This is a genomic window from Microcoleus sp. Pol12B4 (genome assembly GCF_036701385.1).
Lineage (GTDB): Bacteria > Cyanobacteriota > Cyanobacteriia > Cyanobacteriales > Microcoleaceae > Microcoleus.
This window is the reverse complement of sequence record NZ_JAUBQR010000138.1, coordinates 1-18,494: the sequence shown is the minus strand read 5'-3', so window position 1 is coordinate 18,494 and position 18,494 is coordinate 1. Positions and strand designations below refer to the sequence as shown.

General features: G+C 45.7%; 16 protein-coding genes, 1 pseudogene and 1 CRISPR repeat array. Of the genes and pseudogenes, 3 read left to right on the top strand and 14 right to left on the bottom strand.

The window, feature by feature from the left end; genetic code table 11:
• Positions 1 to 191 precede the first annotated feature (191 nt).
• Positions 192 to 1,199, bottom strand: coding sequence for a protochlorophyllide reductase (locus QUA38_RS18725; RefSeq protein WP_333099251.1), 1,008 nt, complete (start codon positions 1,197 to 1,199; stop codon positions 192 to 194).
• Positions 1,200 to 1,280: 81 nt separating this feature from the next.
• On the opposite strand from QUA38_RS18725, the gene QUA38_RS18720 reads away from it, so the two are divergent.
• Positions 1,281 to 1,517, top strand: a complete 237-nt coding sequence (locus QUA38_RS18720) for a hypothetical protein (protein WP_333164333.1) — start codon at positions 1,281 to 1,283, stop codon at positions 1,515 to 1,517.
• A 59-nt stretch (positions 1,518 to 1,576) separates the two neighbouring features.
• Here the strand turns inward: QUA38_RS18720 and QUA38_RS18715 are convergent, their stop codons facing one another.
• The 8 genes and pseudogenes from QUA38_RS18715 to cas5d all read right to left on the bottom strand — a co-directional run bounded on the left by QUA38_RS18715 (position 1,577) and on the right by cas5d (position 11,417).
• On the bottom strand, positions 1,577 to 2,695 hold the full coding sequence (locus QUA38_RS18715) for an alkene reductase (protein ID WP_333164331.1): 1,119 nt from the start codon (positions 2,693 to 2,695) through the stop codon (positions 1,577 to 1,579).
• A gap of 124 nt (positions 2,696 to 2,819) precedes the next feature.
• Positions 2,820 to 3,005, bottom strand: a pseudogene (locus tag QUA38_RS18710) (transposase); the annotation flags it as partial.
• A gap of 44 nt (positions 3,006 to 3,049) precedes the next feature.
• Positions 3,050 to 5,044: direct repeats of the CRISPR family, unit length 37 nt; unit sequence GTTTCAATCCCTGATAGGGTTTTAGGTTGTTTTCGGC.
• A 254-nt stretch (positions 5,045 to 5,298) separates the two neighbouring features.
• On the bottom strand, positions 5,299 to 5,571 hold the full coding sequence (gene cas2 / locus QUA38_RS18705; RefSeq protein ID WP_333164328.1) for a CRISPR-associated endonuclease Cas2: 273 nt from the start codon (positions 5,569 to 5,571) through the stop codon (positions 5,299 to 5,301).
• Between the two features lie 15 nt (positions 5,572 to 5,586).
• Positions 5,587 to 6,591: a type I-D CRISPR-associated endonuclease Cas1d gene (gene cas1d, locus QUA38_RS18700; RefSeq protein WP_333164325.1), complete on the bottom strand. Its 1,005-nt coding sequence runs from the start codon at positions 6,589 to 6,591 to the stop codon at positions 5,587 to 5,589.
• Between the two features lie 22 nt (positions 6,592 to 6,613).
• A complete protein-coding gene (gene cas4 / locus QUA38_RS18695) occupies positions 6,614 to 7,207 on the bottom strand; it encodes a CRISPR-associated protein Cas4 (protein WP_333164323.1) in 594 nt (197 codons plus the stop codon).
• A gap of 351 nt (positions 7,208 to 7,558) precedes the next feature.
• Entirely contained in the window at positions 7,559 to 8,395 is an 837-nt protein-coding gene (gene cas6, locus QUA38_RS18690; RefSeq protein WP_333164320.1) for a CRISPR-associated endoribonuclease Cas6, read from the bottom strand.
• Between the two features lie 3 nt (positions 8,396 to 8,398).
• Positions 8,399 to 10,675, bottom strand: a complete 2,277-nt coding sequence (gene cas3 / locus QUA38_RS18685) for a type I-D CRISPR-associated helicase Cas3' (protein WP_333164318.1) — start codon at positions 10,673 to 10,675, stop codon at positions 8,399 to 8,401.
• The gene (gene cas5d / locus QUA38_RS18680) at positions 10,656 to 11,417 is read right to left on the bottom strand and encodes a type I-D CRISPR-associated protein Cas5/Csc1 (RefSeq protein ID WP_333164316.1); all 762 of its coding nucleotides are present in this window, start codon (positions 11,415 to 11,417) and stop codon (positions 10,656 to 10,658) included. The genes cas3 and cas5d overlap by 20 nt, the downstream gene beginning before the upstream one ends.
• Positions 11,418 to 11,469: 52 nt before the next feature.
• Between cas5d and QUA38_RS18675 the strand changes: the two genes are divergently transcribed.
• Entirely contained in the window at positions 11,470 to 12,045 is a 576-nt protein-coding gene (locus tag QUA38_RS18675) for a Uma2 family endonuclease (RefSeq protein ID WP_333164314.1), read from the top strand.
• 37 nt (positions 12,046 to 12,082) lie between these two features.
• Here QUA38_RS18675 and cas7d read toward each other — a convergent pair whose 3' ends face one another.
• The 5 genes from cas7d to QUA38_RS18650 all read right to left on the bottom strand — a co-directional run bounded on the left by cas7d (position 12,083) and on the right by QUA38_RS18650 (position 17,119).
• The gene (gene cas7d / locus QUA38_RS18670; protein WP_333164312.1) at positions 12,083 to 13,099 is read right to left on the bottom strand and encodes a type I-D CRISPR-associated protein Cas7/Csc2; all 1,017 of its coding nucleotides are present in this window, start codon (positions 13,097 to 13,099) and stop codon (positions 12,083 to 12,085) included.
• 11 nt (positions 13,100 to 13,110) lie between these two features.
• On the bottom strand, positions 13,111 to 15,834 hold the full coding sequence (locus QUA38_RS18665; RefSeq protein ID WP_333164310.1) for a CRISPR-associated protein Csc3: 2,724 nt from the start codon (positions 15,832 to 15,834) through the stop codon (positions 13,111 to 13,113).
• 60 nt (positions 15,835 to 15,894) lie between these two features.
• On the bottom strand, positions 15,895 to 16,323 hold the full coding sequence (gene hepT, locus QUA38_RS18660; protein WP_333164308.1) for a type VII toxin-antitoxin system HepT family RNase toxin: 429 nt from the start codon (positions 16,321 to 16,323) through the stop codon (positions 15,895 to 15,897).
• Positions 16,320 to 16,775: a type VII toxin-antitoxin system MntA family adenylyltransferase antitoxin gene (gene mntA, locus QUA38_RS18655; protein WP_333164306.1), complete on the bottom strand. Its 456-nt coding sequence runs from the start codon at positions 16,773 to 16,775 to the stop codon at positions 16,320 to 16,322. Before mntA ends, hepT begins: the two co-directional genes overlap by 4 nt.
• Positions 16,776 to 16,912: 137 nt before the next feature.
• Positions 16,913 to 17,119, bottom strand: a complete 207-nt coding sequence (locus QUA38_RS18650; protein WP_333164304.1) for a hypothetical protein — start codon at positions 17,117 to 17,119, stop codon at positions 16,913 to 16,915.
• A gap of 407 nt (positions 17,120 to 17,526) precedes the next feature.
• Between QUA38_RS18650 and QUA38_RS18645 the strand changes: the two genes are divergently transcribed.
• Complete coding sequence (locus QUA38_RS18645) at positions 17,527 to 18,366, top strand: transcriptional regulator (RefSeq protein ID WP_333164302.1); 840 nt, start codon at positions 17,527 to 17,529, stop codon at positions 18,364 to 18,366.
• Positions 18,367 to 18,494: the final 128 nt, after the last annotated feature.

Below are 18,494 nucleotides of genomic sequence, written 5' to 3'. Positions count from 1 at the left end.
ATCTCTTGTTTCATCTGTAGAAAGAATTCTTAAAGAATTTGGAGATAATTATGTAATTAATTTTGCTTAACTACTTATCATACCAAATCCGACTTTAATACCCCCTTTATTATTGAGTCCGCGTCTACCCACATCCTGTGCGTAGACGCCGTTTCAACCGCCCTGTGATCGAGGGGATTTGTAACTTTGAATTATGCAGAGCGGCCCGCACCAGCCGCAGCACCCATTTGAGCCCCGTCAGTCAATCCCACCAACTTAGCGCTCAACTCCCACATCCGCTCGCCTTTTTCATCATCGCGGGCCTGGGGAGAAACCTTTTGCACAAAAGACTTACCATCTTTTTTCTGGCGGTTCCCCCAACTCCAATAAGCCCCAGATTGCTTGTATTCTGGATCGGCAACCACCATTGCTAGCCTTTCTCCCGCCAACTCCTGCGACACGTAACCGCCGGTGATATTCTTCTGAAACAGCGGGAACAGCTTCTGAAACAAAGGATAGTGGTTGCGGAACAATGGCGTATCCGCAACGCATCCCGGATACAGCGAAGTGAAAGTAATCCCCGTGGATTCATGAAAGCGGCGGTGCAATTCCCGCATCGTCAGTACATTGCAAACTTTGCTATCTTTGTAAGCCTTGACCGGTTCAAACTTCTTGCCATCAACCATCGAAATCGGGTCTTTGAAACCCGCTTCAAAACCCTCAAACTTGCCTAAATCCGGGCGCGGCGGAATCTTCCCGCCCAACTCGTCTGGATTGTGAGTCACGGTTCCCAAAATTACGATTCTCGCATCGGAATAATAGGAAGGCTTCATATTTTCCATCATCAGGTTGCACAGCAGGAAATGACCCAGGTGATTGGTAGTCATAGTCAACTCATAACCCTCCGGGCTCCGCAGCGGTTCCTTAATCAAAGGCATATAAATGGCGGCGTTGCACACCAAAGCGTCCAGAGGCCTGCCGCTGGCCTTAAATGCCCTAGCAAATCGGCGCACGCTCTCCAAATCGCCCAAGTCAATCTCCATGATGGAGAAACTGCCTTCAGGTATACCCAACTCTCGCGCCGCGTCTCCGGCTTTCCGCACGTCCCGACAGGCCATGACTACGTGCCATCCCTTGTCTGCGAGAGCTTTCGCGCCGTACAAACCGACGCCGGAGGAAGCGCCGGTAATGATAACCGTTGATTTGTGATTTTGTGCCATCTTGTTAAAAGCGCTTCCGCTATTGATTTTTTTCAGGCACTCAAATGCTGAGCTAGCAGCTTGGATGTTTTGAAGTACCCTATGGTTATTAGGATATGGGGAAACGTTCTAGATCTCAACCGGGAGCCTCTCACTTTTGCAGCCAAGCTAGAAATTGGAGGCAGGAGGCAGGAGGCAGGAGACAGGCGGCAGGAGCCAGAAGAAGTGTTTTTACAAATAGGAGATGCTCGCTCTCAACGGGCGATAAAAATTAAATATCGCTCCAACTCCCAGTCCTATTTTGAGAAATTAACCATAAATCTTTTAGGGGCGGGTTGACCATTATCTATGATGCACATACTCGGTATTTATTGATAAACCCGCCCCAACCAACTCAACTAAGAAATAGCTGCTGGTTCCTGATAGGTAGGGAAATCGATATAACCTTCAGGCCCAAAAGAATACCAGACGCCGACTTCAGCAGGCGGATTGAGTGGCCAACCATTAGTAAAACGCTTTACCAAGTCAGGATTGCTGATAAAATCCCGACCAAAAGCAATTAAATCCGCAACTTTGCTGCTCAGGGCCGTTTCAGCCTGTTCTTGAGTATATCCGCAGTTGCCGACGAGCGGCCCTGTAAACACATCGCGAAACTCTCCTATCATCATCGGCGTTCCCAATTCGTGAAAGCCAAATGCCAGACCGTCCACCAAGTGAAGGTAAGCTAAATCATAGGTATTTAACTGCCCCGCGAAATACAGAAAATCTTCTCGATATTCTGGAGAGCCCATGTCATTGTAAATACCATTGGGAGAAAGCCTAACTCCCACGCGGTTTGCCGGAAATACTGTGATAATCGCCTCGACAATTTCCTTAAGAAAACGGTAACGGTTTTCAACTGGGCCGCCATAGGAATCAGTGCGGTGATTGGTTTTTGTTTGCAGGAATGTGTCAATGAGATAGCCGTTTGCAGCGTGAATTTCTACACCGTCAAAACCTGCCATTTTTGCCCGTTCGGCCGCCTTGCGATAATCTTCTACAACCAGGGAGATTTCATCGGTTTCTAGAGCGCGGGGGGTTTCGTAGGGTTGTTTGCCTACAGGGGTATGAATGCCTTCTCCATTTATTTTGATGGCAGATGCTGCAACGGGTAATTGATTGTTTTCATGAAAACTGCTGTGGGAAGCTCGTCCGCAGTGCCAAAGCTGCATGAAAATCGGCGTTTGGTGGGCATGAACCGCAGTTACAATTTGTTTCCAAGCTTCGCCTTGCTCGTCTGAATAAATGCCGGGCGTATTGAGCCAACCATTAGCTTGAGTAGAAACCACTGTGGCTTCTGTAATGATTAAACCAGCAGATACCCGCTGAGTGTAATACTCTGCCATCAAGGCGTTGGGCATCCGCGCTTCACCGGCTCTGGCTCTCGTCAGGGGTGCCATGAGTACCCGGTTTTTTAAGGGTAAATCTCCGATTTTGAAGGGGCCCAGTAGAAGTGGAGAAGTTGTTTGAGTGGTCATAATTTTGAGGTTTTTTCAACTGAAGAATCTGGAAAATCGCATATAGCAACCGCCCGTGTTAGGATGCAAGGCGCAAGACATCCAAGAGTCGCCAAAAAGTAAGCAATCAAATTCATCAAGCTGTTTACGAATTTGACTTTTTAGCCAAGACTCTTCTTTGTTGAATTTTGTTAAACTCTGGAGAGTATGGCGGTAAATATAATAGTCTACACCCTGCTGTTTGAATCAATTCCTGAATCCGACCACTTTTATCAAATGTGAGATTATCGATGATCACCACCTGTGCTGTGACAAGTGTTGGAAGTAAACTTGTTTCTAGCCAAAGAGATGAGTAAGGAGATAGATAGCTGCGAGGTTTCAATCCCTGATAGGGTTTTAGGTTGTTTTCGGCACCAACGGCTGCTGAGTATAACAGGCAGTCGTTAAATGTTTCAATCCCTGATAGGGTTTTAGGTTGTTTTCGGCTACCCTGCTCGGTGGCGTACTCTTTCAATGGTTTGCCCTCGTTTCAATCCCTGATAGGGTTTTAGGTTGTTTTCGGCGCCAGCCGCGTTACGGGTTGCCGTGTCAAGTTTTAGTTTCAATCCCTGATAGGGTTTTAGGTTGTTTTCGGCGAATGTGGCTAAGAAGCGGCGGGCTGCTACGTTGCGGCGTTTCAATCCCTGATAGGGTTTTAGGTTGTTTTCGGCGGCAATCGGCTGAATATGGCATTATAGTTAGGCTCCAGTTTCAATCCCTGATAGGGTTTTAGGTTGTTTTCGGCTTCAGTGTTCCGCGTTTGGCTGCCATAACATTTTGTTTCAATCCCTGATAGGGTTTTAGGTTGTTTTCGGCCCAAGAGTTTGCGCTTTTGTACTGAGGTCTGCAAGTTTCAATCCCTGATAGGGTTTTAGGTTGTTTTCGGCAATGGCAGAGTTTTCATTAGATCGCGCTTCTACTGCTGTTTCAATCCCTGATAGGGTTTTAGGTTGTTTTCGGCTTTAACGGGCGATCTTTTGTTATTCCGCTATATGTTTCAATCCCTGATAGGGTTTTAGGTTGTTTTCGGCGCGCGTCGATCCTTACAAAATGGTTTGATCGCGGTGTGTTTCAATCCCTGATAGGGTTTTAGGTTGTTTTCGGCAGTGATTGGTTAAGAGGTAGGGAGTTTACACTTGTTTCAATCCCTGATAGGGTTTTAGGTTGTTTTCGGCACAGAATACACTGCCGAGGTTGCTGATACAGAAGTTTCAATCCCTGATAGGGTTTTAGGTTGTTTTCGGCCCACCCGTGCCAGGGGTGAAAGTTCCGGTCAAAAGTTTCAATCCCTGATAGGGTTTTAGGTTGTTTTCGGCTCGTCTACAGAGGCGGGCGATCGCTTCCTCTCACATGTTTCAATCCCTGATAGGGTTTTAGGTTGTTTTCGGCTTTTGAGTGTCATAATGTGATCGAAGAAACTGTCGTTTCAATCCCTGATAGGGTTTTAGGTTGTTTTCGGCTGTGTACGTTGATAGACTCATAGCGCCGGAGCATCCGTTTCAATCCCTGATAGGGTTTTAGGTTGTTTTCGGCCATAGCGGCCGTTTGTTTGTTCACTACCGTACTGGTTGTTTCAATCCCTGATAGGGTTTTAGGTTGTTTTCGGCGGCCGATCGCCTTAGCCGACTCCAGAAACTCTGTAAAGTTTCAATCCCTGATAGGGTTTTAGGTTGTTTTCGGCCTGATCGATGCCGAGTTTGTGGATCTGTCGCCGTCAGTTTCAATCCCTGATAGGGTTTTAGGTTGTTTTCGGCGAGGATTATAAAATCTCTGCCTAGTTCCAGCCCCAGTTTCAATCCCTGATAGGGTTTTAGGTTGTTTTCGGCTCCTGCGAGCAAGGTAATCGCAACCTCTACAGATGTTTCAATCCCTGATAGGGTTTTAGGTTGTTTTCGGCAGAGCGACCAGAATTTGCCCACCTCGACACATCAGTTTCAATCCCTGATAGGGTTTTAGGTTGTTTTCGGCTCTCGCACTCTTTACGATCGAGGATCAGATCCCTGTTTCAATCCCTGATAGGGTTTTAGGTTGTTTTCGGCGCAAATGGTAGGTTATTTGCTCGCCTTCGGCTAGCTGGTTTCAATCCCTGATAGGGTTTTAGGTTGTTTTCGGCTCTGTCGATAGTCTGGCTAATATGTCAGCAGCGGTTTCAATCCCTGATAGGGTTTTAGGTTGTTTTCGGCTACCTGGCGGCGTGTAGCCTGCGAGTTGATGCAGATAGTTTCAATCCCTGATAGGGTTTTAGGTTGTTTTCGGCACTGGTCAAAGGTCATTTCTTTAGCTATAGGTGGTGAGTTTCAATCCCTGATAGGGTTTTAGGTTGTTTTCGGCCGCCGGGGTCTGGGAGGCTTGAAATATAAGGTTTTCAAGGTTCATTTGCGTCTGACTGCAATCAATATACCGTTTGGGCGATCGCCCTGTCAAGCGGGCAAAATTCAAATAGACCTCAAACTCTCTCCCAGTAAAGCTTTCAGCATTTGCGTCTGACCAGAATGAGGTACAAACCACCGCAAACCCAGTCCTAGCAAAGCTTTGGCCGATTAAAATTCACCCCCTCCGTTCAACACCTACAGCCAGACGCAAAATCAAACCATAAAGATCGTAGTATCCAGCGGTGCCCGGCCGCCAATCCGCTCGATCTTGCCCTGACAGCAAGCGCACAAATAGTGAAACAGGATGCTGTCTTCTTCTGACTTAATCACCCTACTCAGACGTTGGCGCATCTGGGCATACTCGGTATCCGTCACCTCGCAATGAAACACCGAATACTGCTTCCATTCCCCATAAGACTTGAGAATCTTGTGAATCTTAGTGCGGCGCTTGTCCTCAGATATATCGTAGCAAACCAAAACAAACATAACTTAATTGCCTCCCTATTTCAGAATCAAAGGTGGATACTTATCAACTTCACCCATCAAATACTTAGCCATCAACCGCCCTTGAATTTCAAACGCTTCTTGATAAGTACACAACTTTCCCATCACAGGATGCTTGAACTTTGACTGTTTCTTTTGTTCGTAAAATCGCAAAAAATTGTGCAGCGCTTCTTTTGTTAAAGAAACCGCGCCGCTCAACGGTTCTGCCGTAAAATCATTAGGGGAAACTTTCTGCAAATTGATCGCTGTCAACACTACAGCATCAACTACCAAAGGTCGAAATTCTTCCATCAAATCCAGCGCTAAGGAAGGACGGCCATAGCGCTCAAAATGCAAATATCCCAAATACGGATCGAACCCCACAATATTCACCGCACTTTGAACATCGTGCCGCAGCAGAGAATATCCCAAACTTAACAGAGAATTTACCGGGTCAGTAGGCGGACGGCGGCGGCGAACTTCAAAGCTAAAATCTGGCACGCGAATCAGTTGATTGAAGCAGCCAAAATAAGTCGCACTACCCGCCCCCTCTAATCCTCGCAGAGAATTAATACTGGAAGTTTTCTCAATAGACGCGATGATTTGTTTCAATTGGGCAATGGGTTTTTCAAAATCCTGGGGAGAATATTTGCGCTGACATTCTAACAAAGTATTGCGGTAATTCTTGAGTTTTCCCCGTACAAATCCCCTAACTAAATGCACCGCTTGTTCCGATTCCCCAGCCGCTTGCCACTGAGCTTTTCGCACAAAGATGTTTTTCGTCATTTCCGGTTCCAACCTCCCCAAATAACGTCCGTTTAGCGTCAGAAAACTTAAAGGAATGTGACGTTCCAAAAGTTCCACAACCACAGCCGGCGAAACTGTAGCGCGTCCCAATGCAACAACACCATCAATCTTAATTAATGGCACGTCCAACAGATTTTTTTTGTCAGCTTTAACCGTCAGACGTTCATCGACTTTGCCAATAAAAGCATCTTCTTGAGTAATGTAAACTGTTCCCATTGTGAAATCTCCTATTTGCAGGTTAACTTGCTTCTTGATAGCGGTTGACTTTGGCCGCAGCTTGGGGCAGACATTGGGGAAAAAGACTGCATCCCGTACACCGAGCGGTGTAAACTGGTAAAGGGATATTTCCCGATCGCCAAAGAGCACCGACTTTTTCAATAGTTGCGATCGTATCCTGTCTCAAACCCTCAGAAATCTCGACTAATTGCCGCTGATGCGACTGCGCGTAATACACATATCCAGTCGCAATAGTTTTCCCCGTCATCTCCTCCAAACAAAGCGCTTGGGCGCAAACTTGCAACTCGTCGTTATCCCATTCCCCCTTCCGTCCCCGCTTGTATTCCACCGGATAAATCTCACCCTCAGCCGACTCAATCAAATCCGATTTACCAATCAGCTTGTAGCGCTCGGATTTCAGCCAAATCGCCCGAACCTGCCAAGTTTCATCGCGGTTAATTTCGCCCATCGTGTGAACGCGATCGTGCAAACTCGTGCCTTCAATGGTATACTGATTATCGGTGAATTCTCCAGCGCAAGACATTCGCCAACAGCGGTGAGCGCAATAGGAGTATTGGTTGAGAGTTGCGATCGAAATGTAATCTAAATCGTTCATGTTTTTGATGGTTTGTAGGAGATTGGTAATTGGAATTAATTAGTGATGCCCCAGTCCGCCAGGGGTTGAAACCCCTGTCTCATAGCTAAAGTCGGTTGAAACCGACTGAAGAAGTAATTTAATCATTGACGGGAGCGTCTAAGCCCCAACATGAACTTACCGGTTGAAACCGACTGAAGAAGTAATTTAATCATTGATGAGATTTTGCTCTTATCGGTAACAGTAAGCGCAAAGGTTGAAAGCGACTGAAGAAGTAATTTAATCATTCATACTTGCAGTCCTCTTTAGAGGACTTTAGCTTTGAGGCAGGGGTTTCAACCCTTGCCGGACTATGGGTTTTACGTTCAGTTATCAAGAACTCTTATTAACAACTATTCTTCGAGTCATTCCCATCCCCATCGGAGTTTTCCTCCCCACCCCGCAGTAAACAGCAAAATCAGCCAAAGCATTAATTTGCTTAATCACTAAAGGCTCGACATCTCCCAAAATCCGATAACTAACCTCCCCAACCATGCCCACAAAATCGCTTTGATAGTTGGTCAATTTTTCACTTCGGATATTGACAAATGTTGAAAAAAGTGCATCGAAGGAAAGATCGGGAATTGCGATCGGGCTGTACTTATTCCAGCGACTGAGGAGACTATTAAAAACGCAGTCTCTAGTAGGAATCACGGAATCAAATTTCCCCTGTCGAAAAGTTGTAGGAGTCGCAAAACTGAAGGCAATTAAACGATTGGTTTCGGAAGCGCGATCGTACAATTGAGAGTAATCGCAAGCATTAGCCCAAGGCTGATCTACTTGGGGCGTTCCCAGAATCTTAGTAATCATCAAATCGGCTGGGCCCAAATGCCACGGCTTGGAGGGATTGAGATTCAGCCAAAGATTAGTTAGCTTGCCGAATAAAGTGTCATCAAGGAGAGTAATCCGCCACCAACAGAGGGTGTGTTCTGGAATCGGTTCTGTGTGTTCCCATTGCAGGAAATGGTGTTTTTTGAAAGGGCATTTTTTAGTTTGAAAAGGGCTGAGGGTGAAGGATTTTTGGGCGACGGCATCGTGGAGGCGATCGCCGAGTTGTTTGTCAACGGAGCTCACGAGGGTGAGGAAGAGGGCGTGCAGGTGTCTTCCCGTTAGGTATCCGGGGGGAATTGGGGCCAGGGGAAGGATGTTGAGGACTAGGCTGTGCGGCATAATTTAAACTACCCAGAATTCTTGATTGTCAGGACATTTTAAGGTAATGCCAGCGGAGGCGATCGCCAAAATTCCCGATAAACTCGGAAAGAATGTATATTCTTGTTCGTTAGCAAAGCTATCTTTGACCGTAATCGGATAGCATTCGATTCCTTGTTTTCTGAGTTTGAGAATTGCCCAGCGATTTTTGCGATGTTCTCGGACAATCACACCGGGGATTAAGGGCGGTGTAAGCTGGGAAATTAACGCTGTGGGACGGACGTTATCGCCGATCGTCCGTTCGATCGTACAATTTTTAAAAGCATAAAGTTTGCAAAGATAGTGGTTTGCAAAATCTTCTAAATCTGCAACTTGCAAGGCAAATTTGAGTCCGTAAGTTTCGGTGGCGCGATGGGTAAGCACAATCCCATTTTCATCTGAGGCAAATTCAAAAAATCTCAGCAGGTGAATGGGATCGAGATTGGTTTCGCCGACTTCATCGAGTAAAAAGTTTTTGGGGTCATAAATTTTGACATTTTCAAACAAGCTTTCTCGAAATTTGAAAAGTGGCGCATAACTGGTTTTGAGAATTGTCGCGTATTCTTTCAACTCTTCGGCGACTTTTTGGTTTTTGCGGATTTTTTCCTCAACTAATTCGATTGACTTTCTCCCCGAATCGATTTCTGCCCAATCTTCGGGATAGTTTGCTTGCATAAAACTGATGACGCAGTTTTGACCACCTTTAATGTATTGCCACTCTTTTTGAATTTGTTTGATAGTAGATTTTGCCACATTTTCTGCACCTTGCAATACCTTCATCCGCCGCCGATAAGAATTCCAGTCTCGCTTGCCTCCCAAGACTATTTGCATGGTTTGATAAAGCTGCATAACTAAACTTGCTTCGGGCAATTTGTCAAACATTATTTCTAGTTCTAATAATGGTTTGGCAATTTCTAGAAAAGCTTCGGAACGCCAGTAAATGTCGAGAAAGGGACGCTTCATGCAGTCGAGACTTTCTAACATTTCTTTCAGGGTTTTGCGTCCACCGGAACAGTCAAGTTGTTCGATGCCTTGTTCCCAAGCGCGATCGGGTAAATAGGCGATCGCCTCAGAAGGAATTTCGGTTTGCGTTCTCCCTAAAACCCTTCCGACACGCCCGATGCGCTGCCAGAATGAAAAGCGATCGCGCGTGGAAAAAATCAACCAATCGAGATTTTGCCGGGGTGTTTCTTTCTCCCGATCGAAGTTGAAGCCCACATCGACGGTACTCGTAGCTAGAATCACTTGTTTTTGGGCGGCCAGCGGGCGTTCTTCCTTGGGTGTATCCCCCGTAATCCGCCCGCAGAAATCGGCAAATCCGCGCTCGCGCAATTGGTCAGAAATGCGCCCTAGGATATCTTTGGCATCAAGAATTACTGCCCCATTTTGGTCGGGATTTTCTCTGAGTCGCCGCAGAACTTCTTGCACAATTTCTGCGATCGTAGTTTCTTTATCAACCTGCTTGCGAATTTCTAGATTGACTTCCGTTTGAGAAGGACGTAGATAACTAATTTGACTTTTGCCATCGATTCGAGCAATTTTTACCCCATTTTTTCCTAAGACATTTAAGGCTTCTTCGCAAGCAGGTTCTGGCGTTGCCGTCAACAGAACAATTTTTCGATTGTACTGAAAGTAGCCAAACTCTTTAGATAAAGCGAGATAGAAAAACAAGCTAACTAATTGTTTGGCATCGTAAAGGTGAAATTCATCGAAAATTACAGTCGAGAAACTGCTGTAAAATTCACTGGCAATATTTCCGCGATCGAGATTATTGTAAGCAAAAAACGTCGCGTAGTAGAAAATATCCGGGTTTGTCACCAGCAAAATTGGTCTACCGCCACCGCATTCAGGAAAAATAGTTGCAGGTTCGCGCAAAACATTATAGATTTTTTCCCCTGAACGTTTCCCAACGCGATCGTCGGGCCAGGAATTGACTTGTGTAGCAGAAGCAGCTTTTACGATATGAGGTAAACTCGCATCCCGAACAAATTTTTCTGCGGCTTCAGTTTGCTGGTCAATTAAGGCATTTGTCGGGGCGATATAGATAGCATTGCGCTGAGAGTTGTGTAGCAAAACACTCAATCCGGCTTTGGTTTTTCCCGTTCCCGTCGGTGCGAGGTCGAGAATGATATCATTATTTTCGGACGCTTCATAAACATCGACTTGATGCTGCAAGGCTTGTCCCATAAATTCCAGTTGTTGAGGCAATTGGGGACAAGCAGAAATGCTGGCTGGTTCGAGTTTAATTTTCAGATGATCCATTGTTGTTTCCACCACAAAATTCAAGGTTAGCTGGGAGAATAAAATCGCCGGCTTGCAGCGCCTCACCGCGAAACGAAAGATTTTTCAATAACGATGCGGGCGGCATCGAAATTAAGTCGAAAGCGAGGAGTTCGATATTTGCAGGTAAGTCGGCGGCGCTGAGATAAGTATTGCAGCGATAATCGCCCCTCGGAAGTTGTACAACATCGAGTTTTTTCACGATTTCAACGCGGACTTTGCTGGTAAATTTGCCGACGCGAATGTATTCGGGCAATTCGCGATCGCCAAATACCAAAGTTTGAAACCGATTTCCCCGTTCAATTACTCGCAATCTTCCTGTTTGCGGAAAATTACTAGGGCGATAAGTATTGGGTTTTTTCCCCGTTCTACTGAGGGGTAAATCTTCGCGCGCCGTTGCTACTCGGTTATTTGTCATCGCATACCAATAGGAGTCAGAAAGGGCGTTAAACCGCTCAAATCGGAAGGATAAAGTGCCGCCAGCCGGCCATGCGGGGAGGATGTAGCTATTACCGAAAAGGGGCGTTAAATCTTCTATATACCGAGGTCTGCTGGTGTCTTGACCGGTGAGGCGATAGGGCGATCGCGCCCAACCTAAAGCATAGGCTAGTGCATAATTGCCGATCGCCCCTTCGGTATAGTAAGTATCGGAAAGTTCTCGCGAGGCAAAAAACACGGGTTCGGCGCACCAGAGTTCGATTAAGCGTGCTGTGGAATGTGTCAAAATGGAGTTGGATGGGTTTTGAGTCATAAATTAATAAGGATGGATTAAGAATATGGTTGCAAGTCAAAATTCAGGCTATCTTTCTCCAGAAGAGTATCTGCAATTAGAGGAAACCAATTCGGTTAAACATGAATACAGGCAGGGTGATATGTACGCAATGGCAGGGGCAAGTAATACTCATGTCTTGATTGCAGTAAATCTTGGTACACTGTTAAGAAATCGTTTGCGTGGGAGCGGATGTTTGCCCTACCTTTCCGATACCAAAGTTCGGATTGAGGCGATTAACACCTATTACTATCCAGATATTGCGGTTACTTGCGATCGTCGGGACAGAGAGTTTAGCAATTTCTTGCGCTATCCCTGTTTGATTGTGGAAGTTTTATCTGAGACAACAGAAGCTTTCGATCGCGGGGACAAATTTACCGATTACCGAAATTTAGAATGTCTCCAAGAATACGCACTCATCAGCCAAACTCGAATACAGGTTGAGTGTTTTCGCCGTAATGACCAAGGACAATGGGTTCTCTATCCTTATCGAGAAACGGACACAATTCATCTGGCTAGCGTGGATTTTTCCTGCGCGATCGAGGATTTGTACGAAGATGTAGACTTTTCTCCTATTTCCTAATTCTAGGAAGGGCGAAAGCCTTTCGCCCCTACAATCGCTATTCTTCGGATTTTTTACCCTTTCCTTTCTTTCCACCTCCTTCACTCTTCACCTTCCGCCAAGGTGCATAGGATTCATCCAAGCGTTTGAGGAATGTTTCTTGTTCCGGTAGCGACCAATGTCGATCGACATCGGCAATCAGCGCGTCACATTCGGTGGCGGACAACTGCATCGAAATACCTCGTTTATTTGTCCAATTGCCGATTATTTCCTGAGTTGCATCTACTAAAGATGCGGTTTTTAAAGGATGTTCGAGGGCGGTATTTTGGGCTTTCAGCTTGTCATAAACCCCTTGTACTAATTCCAGAGAACTCGGCAGTTCAGCAATACCACCAAATACACCGAGAATTTGATTGTCCATGCGTCCGACGCGGCTGGAAACGGCACCGTAACGAGTGGTTAATAAAATGTTGCCGAGGGTGTAGCGCAGTTCGTCAGCGGTGACATCTTTGAGGGTGACAATATCGAGGAAGTGAACCCCAGGTTTGATGTATTCGCTGGTGTTGAGGGCAGTCGAAGCGTTACCCTTTTCATCGCGCATAGTTCCGGTTTCAAAGATAGCATTGATAGTGCGATCGGCAATTAGTTCTGTCGAATGCAACACGCTAAACGCATCCTCTGTCCACACCCGGCTTTTTTGCGCCCCTTCTCCCCCCGCTGCGAAGCCGTAGAGGAAGCAATCAACGCACATTTCACAAGGCGCATTGGTATTGAGAGCACAAATTGCATCAGTTTTTGGTGCCGTGTAGAGAAGATTGTGCGATCGCAAAAACTCTCGTCCTTTCCGCCTTTCCGGTGCAACTTGTTTGCGTTTTGTCATCACCAACCGAGGAATTGATTCGGTATCTTCAATGCCAGCTTGCACGTATTCACTACACATCGGTTCGCCCGTTCCCTCTGTCCGAAAAATGGTTTCCGATTGCGTGGTACGAAGGACAACCATCCCAATGGTGCGGCCTTTGGGGAAGTTTTCGTAGCTGGCTGCGAGGAATGGTTGCAATTTTGCTATCGACATTTTGTATTCTCCTAATTGTTTGCAGATGTGGTTGCAGATTCGGTTTTAGACTTAAGTTCTTGACGCGCTTCTTGTAAAAAGAACAAGTAAGCAGATTCGAGGGTTTTGCTATCAGTTAGCAGTCGTTCGGGACGCGAGTGATAAACATCCTCAAACAGTTCTTTCAAAACTTGATAAAACTGCTTGACTTGTTCGTATTTTGTTGCACCCACGCCGTGTTCTCGAATGCGATCGAGACGGTTGTGATATTGCTGCACTAGGGCGGCAAATACCGTGTCCCAATCCATATGAGATTTTCGCGATCGCACAGCTTTGATAAATTCCGAAAACGGCTCTGTTTGGGCAGTACGGCGGAAGGAACTACCCCGCAACTTGGCAGATTCGGCAATGTGTGCGGCTTGCTTGAGATAGCTAGAAACGCGATCGTGTTCTTCTGACATGAGACTCCTCAGTAAAGTATTCAAAGGTTCTTTTATCCGAGACCAAATTGCCTCCAAATTAGGGTCATCTTGTTCCCGCAGCAGCCAACGCAGCAGGACGTAATAGAAACTCAGGGGACGAGTTGCTGCCCGCGCCAAGTCATACAAACAGTCATCTTTTTTCTGAATACTTGCCACCGAAATAGCTAGCTTTCCGATACAGCGCAACCGTTCTAAAACTTGCTCTGCCGTGACTGGCGTGCGCCGTTCTTCCTTGGATAAATGACCGTTTCGTCGATACTGGCCGCTGCCTAATAGTGGCTTCAAAGATGACGGAATTCCCTCAACTTTTCCGAAAAAATCCCAAGTTGGTTCGACTTCCAGATTGGCACCCAAAACAAAAGGAAAACCAAACTCAAATTCCAAACTCATTTGCAACGCCAATCTGAGCGATTTTAGCAACGCCACCGAGTTATTAACTTCTCCCCACAGCACGGGAATTGTCACCGTTGAGTTGATAAATTCAGGACGTTTTGGCAGTGCAAACCCAACCATTTTGTTGGATTGAAAAACCATCTCGTTTTCGCGGTAAAGTTTAATTTCGTCAACTGTTACTGTCCCATCTTCATTCTGGGTTGCGGTATTTCTGAGAAAATTTTGCCAAATTGTTCTGAGTTCAACACTAGATCCTTTTGGCAGGGCAAAGTGAAGATATAGCGGGTCTTGTTTGACAGAATTAGGGAAATTTGCACCAACTGCCATCAACTGATAACCCAATGCCGATAAGTTATCTGCCCGCCGCTTGGGTTCAGCAATCATGCCGCCGGGAAGACGATTGGAAAAAGCTTGGACTTTGGTTCCCGGTGGCATTTTTGGGGAACTCAATTCGCCGATTTGTAGCGATGTCGTCCCCAAGGAACAGCGCTGGCGCGGGTTAGCTTCAATGTAGGCTGTGAGTTCATTAAAGCCTTGCCAATTGGCTGGTGTGGAAAAGTTGAGCAGTTGCCGAACGGCATTTACCAATTCTTCAGATACGTCTATCTCTTCGGCTTTGCCGCGCAGTTGAAATGAGTCTTCTAAGGCGGCAAATACCTTTTCTAGCTTCTGTTCGCGATCGCCCTCGATGGATTTGGCAGCAAACAAACAGCGTCCGTACTGCGCGTTAAACGGTTCTAATGCCGATCGCTGTTCTGGGGATAATCCGACTTCCGTTGCAATTCGATCCCAAACCTCCTTGGGGCTGAGTTCGGCGGCCCGATAGCTGAGGTAAGCGGTTTTTAGCCCTTCAGAAATGGCAAATTCATCGGCATTGGAAACTGGATGCAAGCCGACAGCAGCGGCTGCGGTAACGGCATTTTCTCCAGCATCGCCGCCATATTTGTCAATATCCTTGGCGACTTTTTCTACTTTGTAAGCGCTGGCTTTTTTTACCAGTAACTTATCTACTTCGTCTAAAGTTGCTTCGGGGTTTTGTTGGATGGCTTGCGGGTCGATTTTGATGCCGTCTTTGGTGGCGTTTACGAGTTGTTCGACGTTGCTGCTAAAGACGCGATCGATCTTTTTTTGCCATTTTTTAGCAATAATTAAGCTTAAATCGCCGTCGGGAAAGGCTGATCCGACAAAAATTTGACCGTTGGGCTCGATTGCGAGAGTATGCAAATTGCGATCGTGCAAAACCTCTTCACAAGCTGACAGCAACAGCGAAGTTAAATAACCTCGGTCTTCGGAAAGAGTGACATTAAATAACTGACTGGGACGACCCAAGGCAACGGTTAACTCGGTTTCAACTTTGCGAATGCGCTTGTCTTCCTCAATTCCCAAGTCAAATAAGTCGCCCCCAATCAACATTGCAGCCCAACGTTTGATGTTGGGGTCTTCGGGCAAAAAGCGTGTTCCATCGCTGGCGCTGTGGCCGGAATGGCGTTCTATCAGGCGGCGGACGAGTTCGAGTTCGGACTCGGTTTGGGCGAATTGGGCAACGCAGGCGCGATCAAGTTGTTGTAGCAAAAAAGGGCGATCGCGTGCTAATGCTTTAAAATTCCGCTTGTCGTTTTCGTCTGTCAACTTATTCAAGTCGTGAACGGCAGTCGCAGCCAGAATACAAGCGCGTTTGTCATCGGGAACTCCGGCAATTTTGCTAACCGTTAAAACGAACTGACAAGCCGAATCGAGGTGTTCGGCAAGGGTGCGTCCTTGGCGCGTGCCGTACTGTCCGTGATTGGTATGCAGTTGGTAAAGTTTGGGACGAACTTCCCTAAAGTAGCGGTGGTCTAAAGTTGTTGATTCTTCATCAACAAGCAGGCTTTTTTTTGACATATTTTTGCCCTAATCTGTTGATTTTTATGATTTATTTGCTTGAGTTTTACTGGCTATTTTTCATTTATTTCTAGAAAGGTATTCCGCAACTTGCTCGATGTAAATCGGATAATAGATTAAAGCTATTTGAACGGAATTAAATAACATTACATAATCTATCTCTAAGTACCGATGAGCCAAAATGTTACGCAGACCTGCTGATTTTACTAATTCTTCACTAACTTCAGGTGTAATAATTCCATAGCTTCCAAGCTTAACAAAAGATTCTCGATTACTATCCGAGTTAACCTTCATTCCACGGGTCAGAATATGCTCGTTAATATCAACTGCTGCCTGAACGATCAACTCCATTATTCTTTCTGATATTATTTTTGAATCGAAGCTAGCTAGATAATTTTCCAGGCTCATCGATTCAAAACGTCTCAATTCGAGCAGATACTCTCCAATAAATTTGAGTCGGCTTAAAACTACTGTTTTCTGAATACTCATACCGACCTCCAATTTTTGAGAAAATCATCAATACTCTGATAAAGTTGACGTTCCAGTTCTTGTAATTCCAGCTCGTTCATCAGATGAGTTTTGACAAATTGCTCAAACTGACCCGATTCTTGTTCATAAAGAAGTTTGCCATCATGAGCAATAAAATTGGCAATCAGAGGAGAACAGCGGTTCAATTCAACGACATCAATTTCATCGCTGTTAATGCTAAAAGCTTCACCCAAAATTCCAGGAACTTCAAACCATGCAAAGCCTCGATTATTGCAAGATTCTTCCCTAAGCTTTTCATCGTAAAGTGCGGCAAAATCCCAATCACTTTTTGCGTGAGTATCGCATCTGGCACGAGAACCAAACAGAATTAGCATTTTGAGGTAAGGAATTTGTTCGGGAAGTTGTGAAGCAATTTCCTGAAGTTCAGTCAGTGTTGGGGAAATTTGTAGCATAGTTAACTTGTGTAGGGTAAACCAATTCGAGGGCGAGGAAAAAAAATTTTCTGTTGTCAGAATAGTTTGGCTCTAGCACTCTATCTTTAGAGGGGTAGAAAGAGAAAAATTCCTTCAAACCCCCTGACAAAATAGCATTACATCCTATTATTGACGTTCAGCAATAGTCGGTATTCGTGCTGTTGTCCGCTGAGGCGACGTTTCTCAAACTGATAGCCTTGCTTTCGCAGAATGTGCATGGTTGCTGAAAACCGATGGCTAATACTCTCGATTAGCTCATTGGCGCTATGCCATTGCCCATCGGACATCAGCCGAAGCATTTGATTCGGAAGATTATCTGTCATGGTTGTATTTGCGTAGAGTTTACAACCAGACCAGCCATGCTCTATTCTAAGAGTTAAGTAATTTAAAAACGGGTGAGCTGGCTTTATGTCTGGCTTGCTTTTTAATCTACCATATATTTTTGGTTAGTACAGCGATAAAGAAACATTTTTTGATTGATCGATCGCTTTCACGCTAAGATAGATACACAAATGCCTTTCAGGAATTGAAAGAGTACCGCGATCGAGACAATAACCTTGTCTTTCACACAAATACCTATTAGGGCTTGAAAGCCGGAGCTAGCCTCTGGCTTTTTTTTTGCTCTAGAATTTGCACAGCAACATTTGTGATCTATGAGATTTGTAATTGCACTAAAATTATATTTACATTAAAAGCCAACTCTGTCAAGTATGTATTTACACTTTTGTTAATGCCCCGCAAAAAAGAGACAATTACACTTTCAATTCCGACCGGAACCAAGGAACAGCTAGAGGCGATCGCCCTTCGCCTCGGTATCTTATGGGGCAAAAGTCCCAGCGTGTCTGGGTTATTGGTCGCGATCGCCCAACAAAAAATCGAAGTGGGCGAACCCTTTACCCTAAATTCAGTGCAGGTACAATCCTTGAACAAAGCTGTCAAATTCCTCAACGACTCTGGCGAAGTCGAAGCCGCCCAGATCGTCATGGCATTACTTTTGGACAAAGCCAATCTGGAAACCCCTTTCCGGCAAAAGTTGCTCGAACAAGTCAACCAAACTGCCGAAGCGTGGCGGCTTCGACTCAATCAACTGATTGACGATCACCAACCGTTCAGGCTGTTTTACCAGTCAGGCAAAGACAAATTGAGCGAATTTACTGCCCGCAGTGCCAAAATTCGCCTCTACGACAAGCGCCTGTACCTAGAAATCTGGTGCGACGATGCCGATCCCAGAGAAATCCCGGAATTAGCTCACAATCGGTGTTTGCGTTTGGACAAGATTGTTAACTTGCTACCTGCAAGTGAAAATTGGCGCGAAACCATAGACTATCTAGAAGTACACTTACACTGTGTAAAGGGATTGGCTGGAAACTATGAAGCCAAAGAGGAGGAAGATGTGGCAAATGAAATGGTGGGAGACGTGCGCCATGTAGTGAAGCGGGTATCCAGCCGATTCTGGCTGTTCCGAGAGGTGTTTCGGTACGGCAAAGACTGCGTGATTGTCTCGCCCCAGAATGTGCGCGATCGCTTCCAACAAGAACTGATCGACCTCTGCCGCCAGTACAACCTCTAAATCCGCGATTAGATCAAAAAAAAGCAGCCGGTAAAGGCTGCTTTGACAAAAAAACCGTTGTTGAGTTAGAGGAGAAAACTTTAAATCGAATTCAAATTACCGCTGTTTCCACTCCTGCCTGAGTTTCC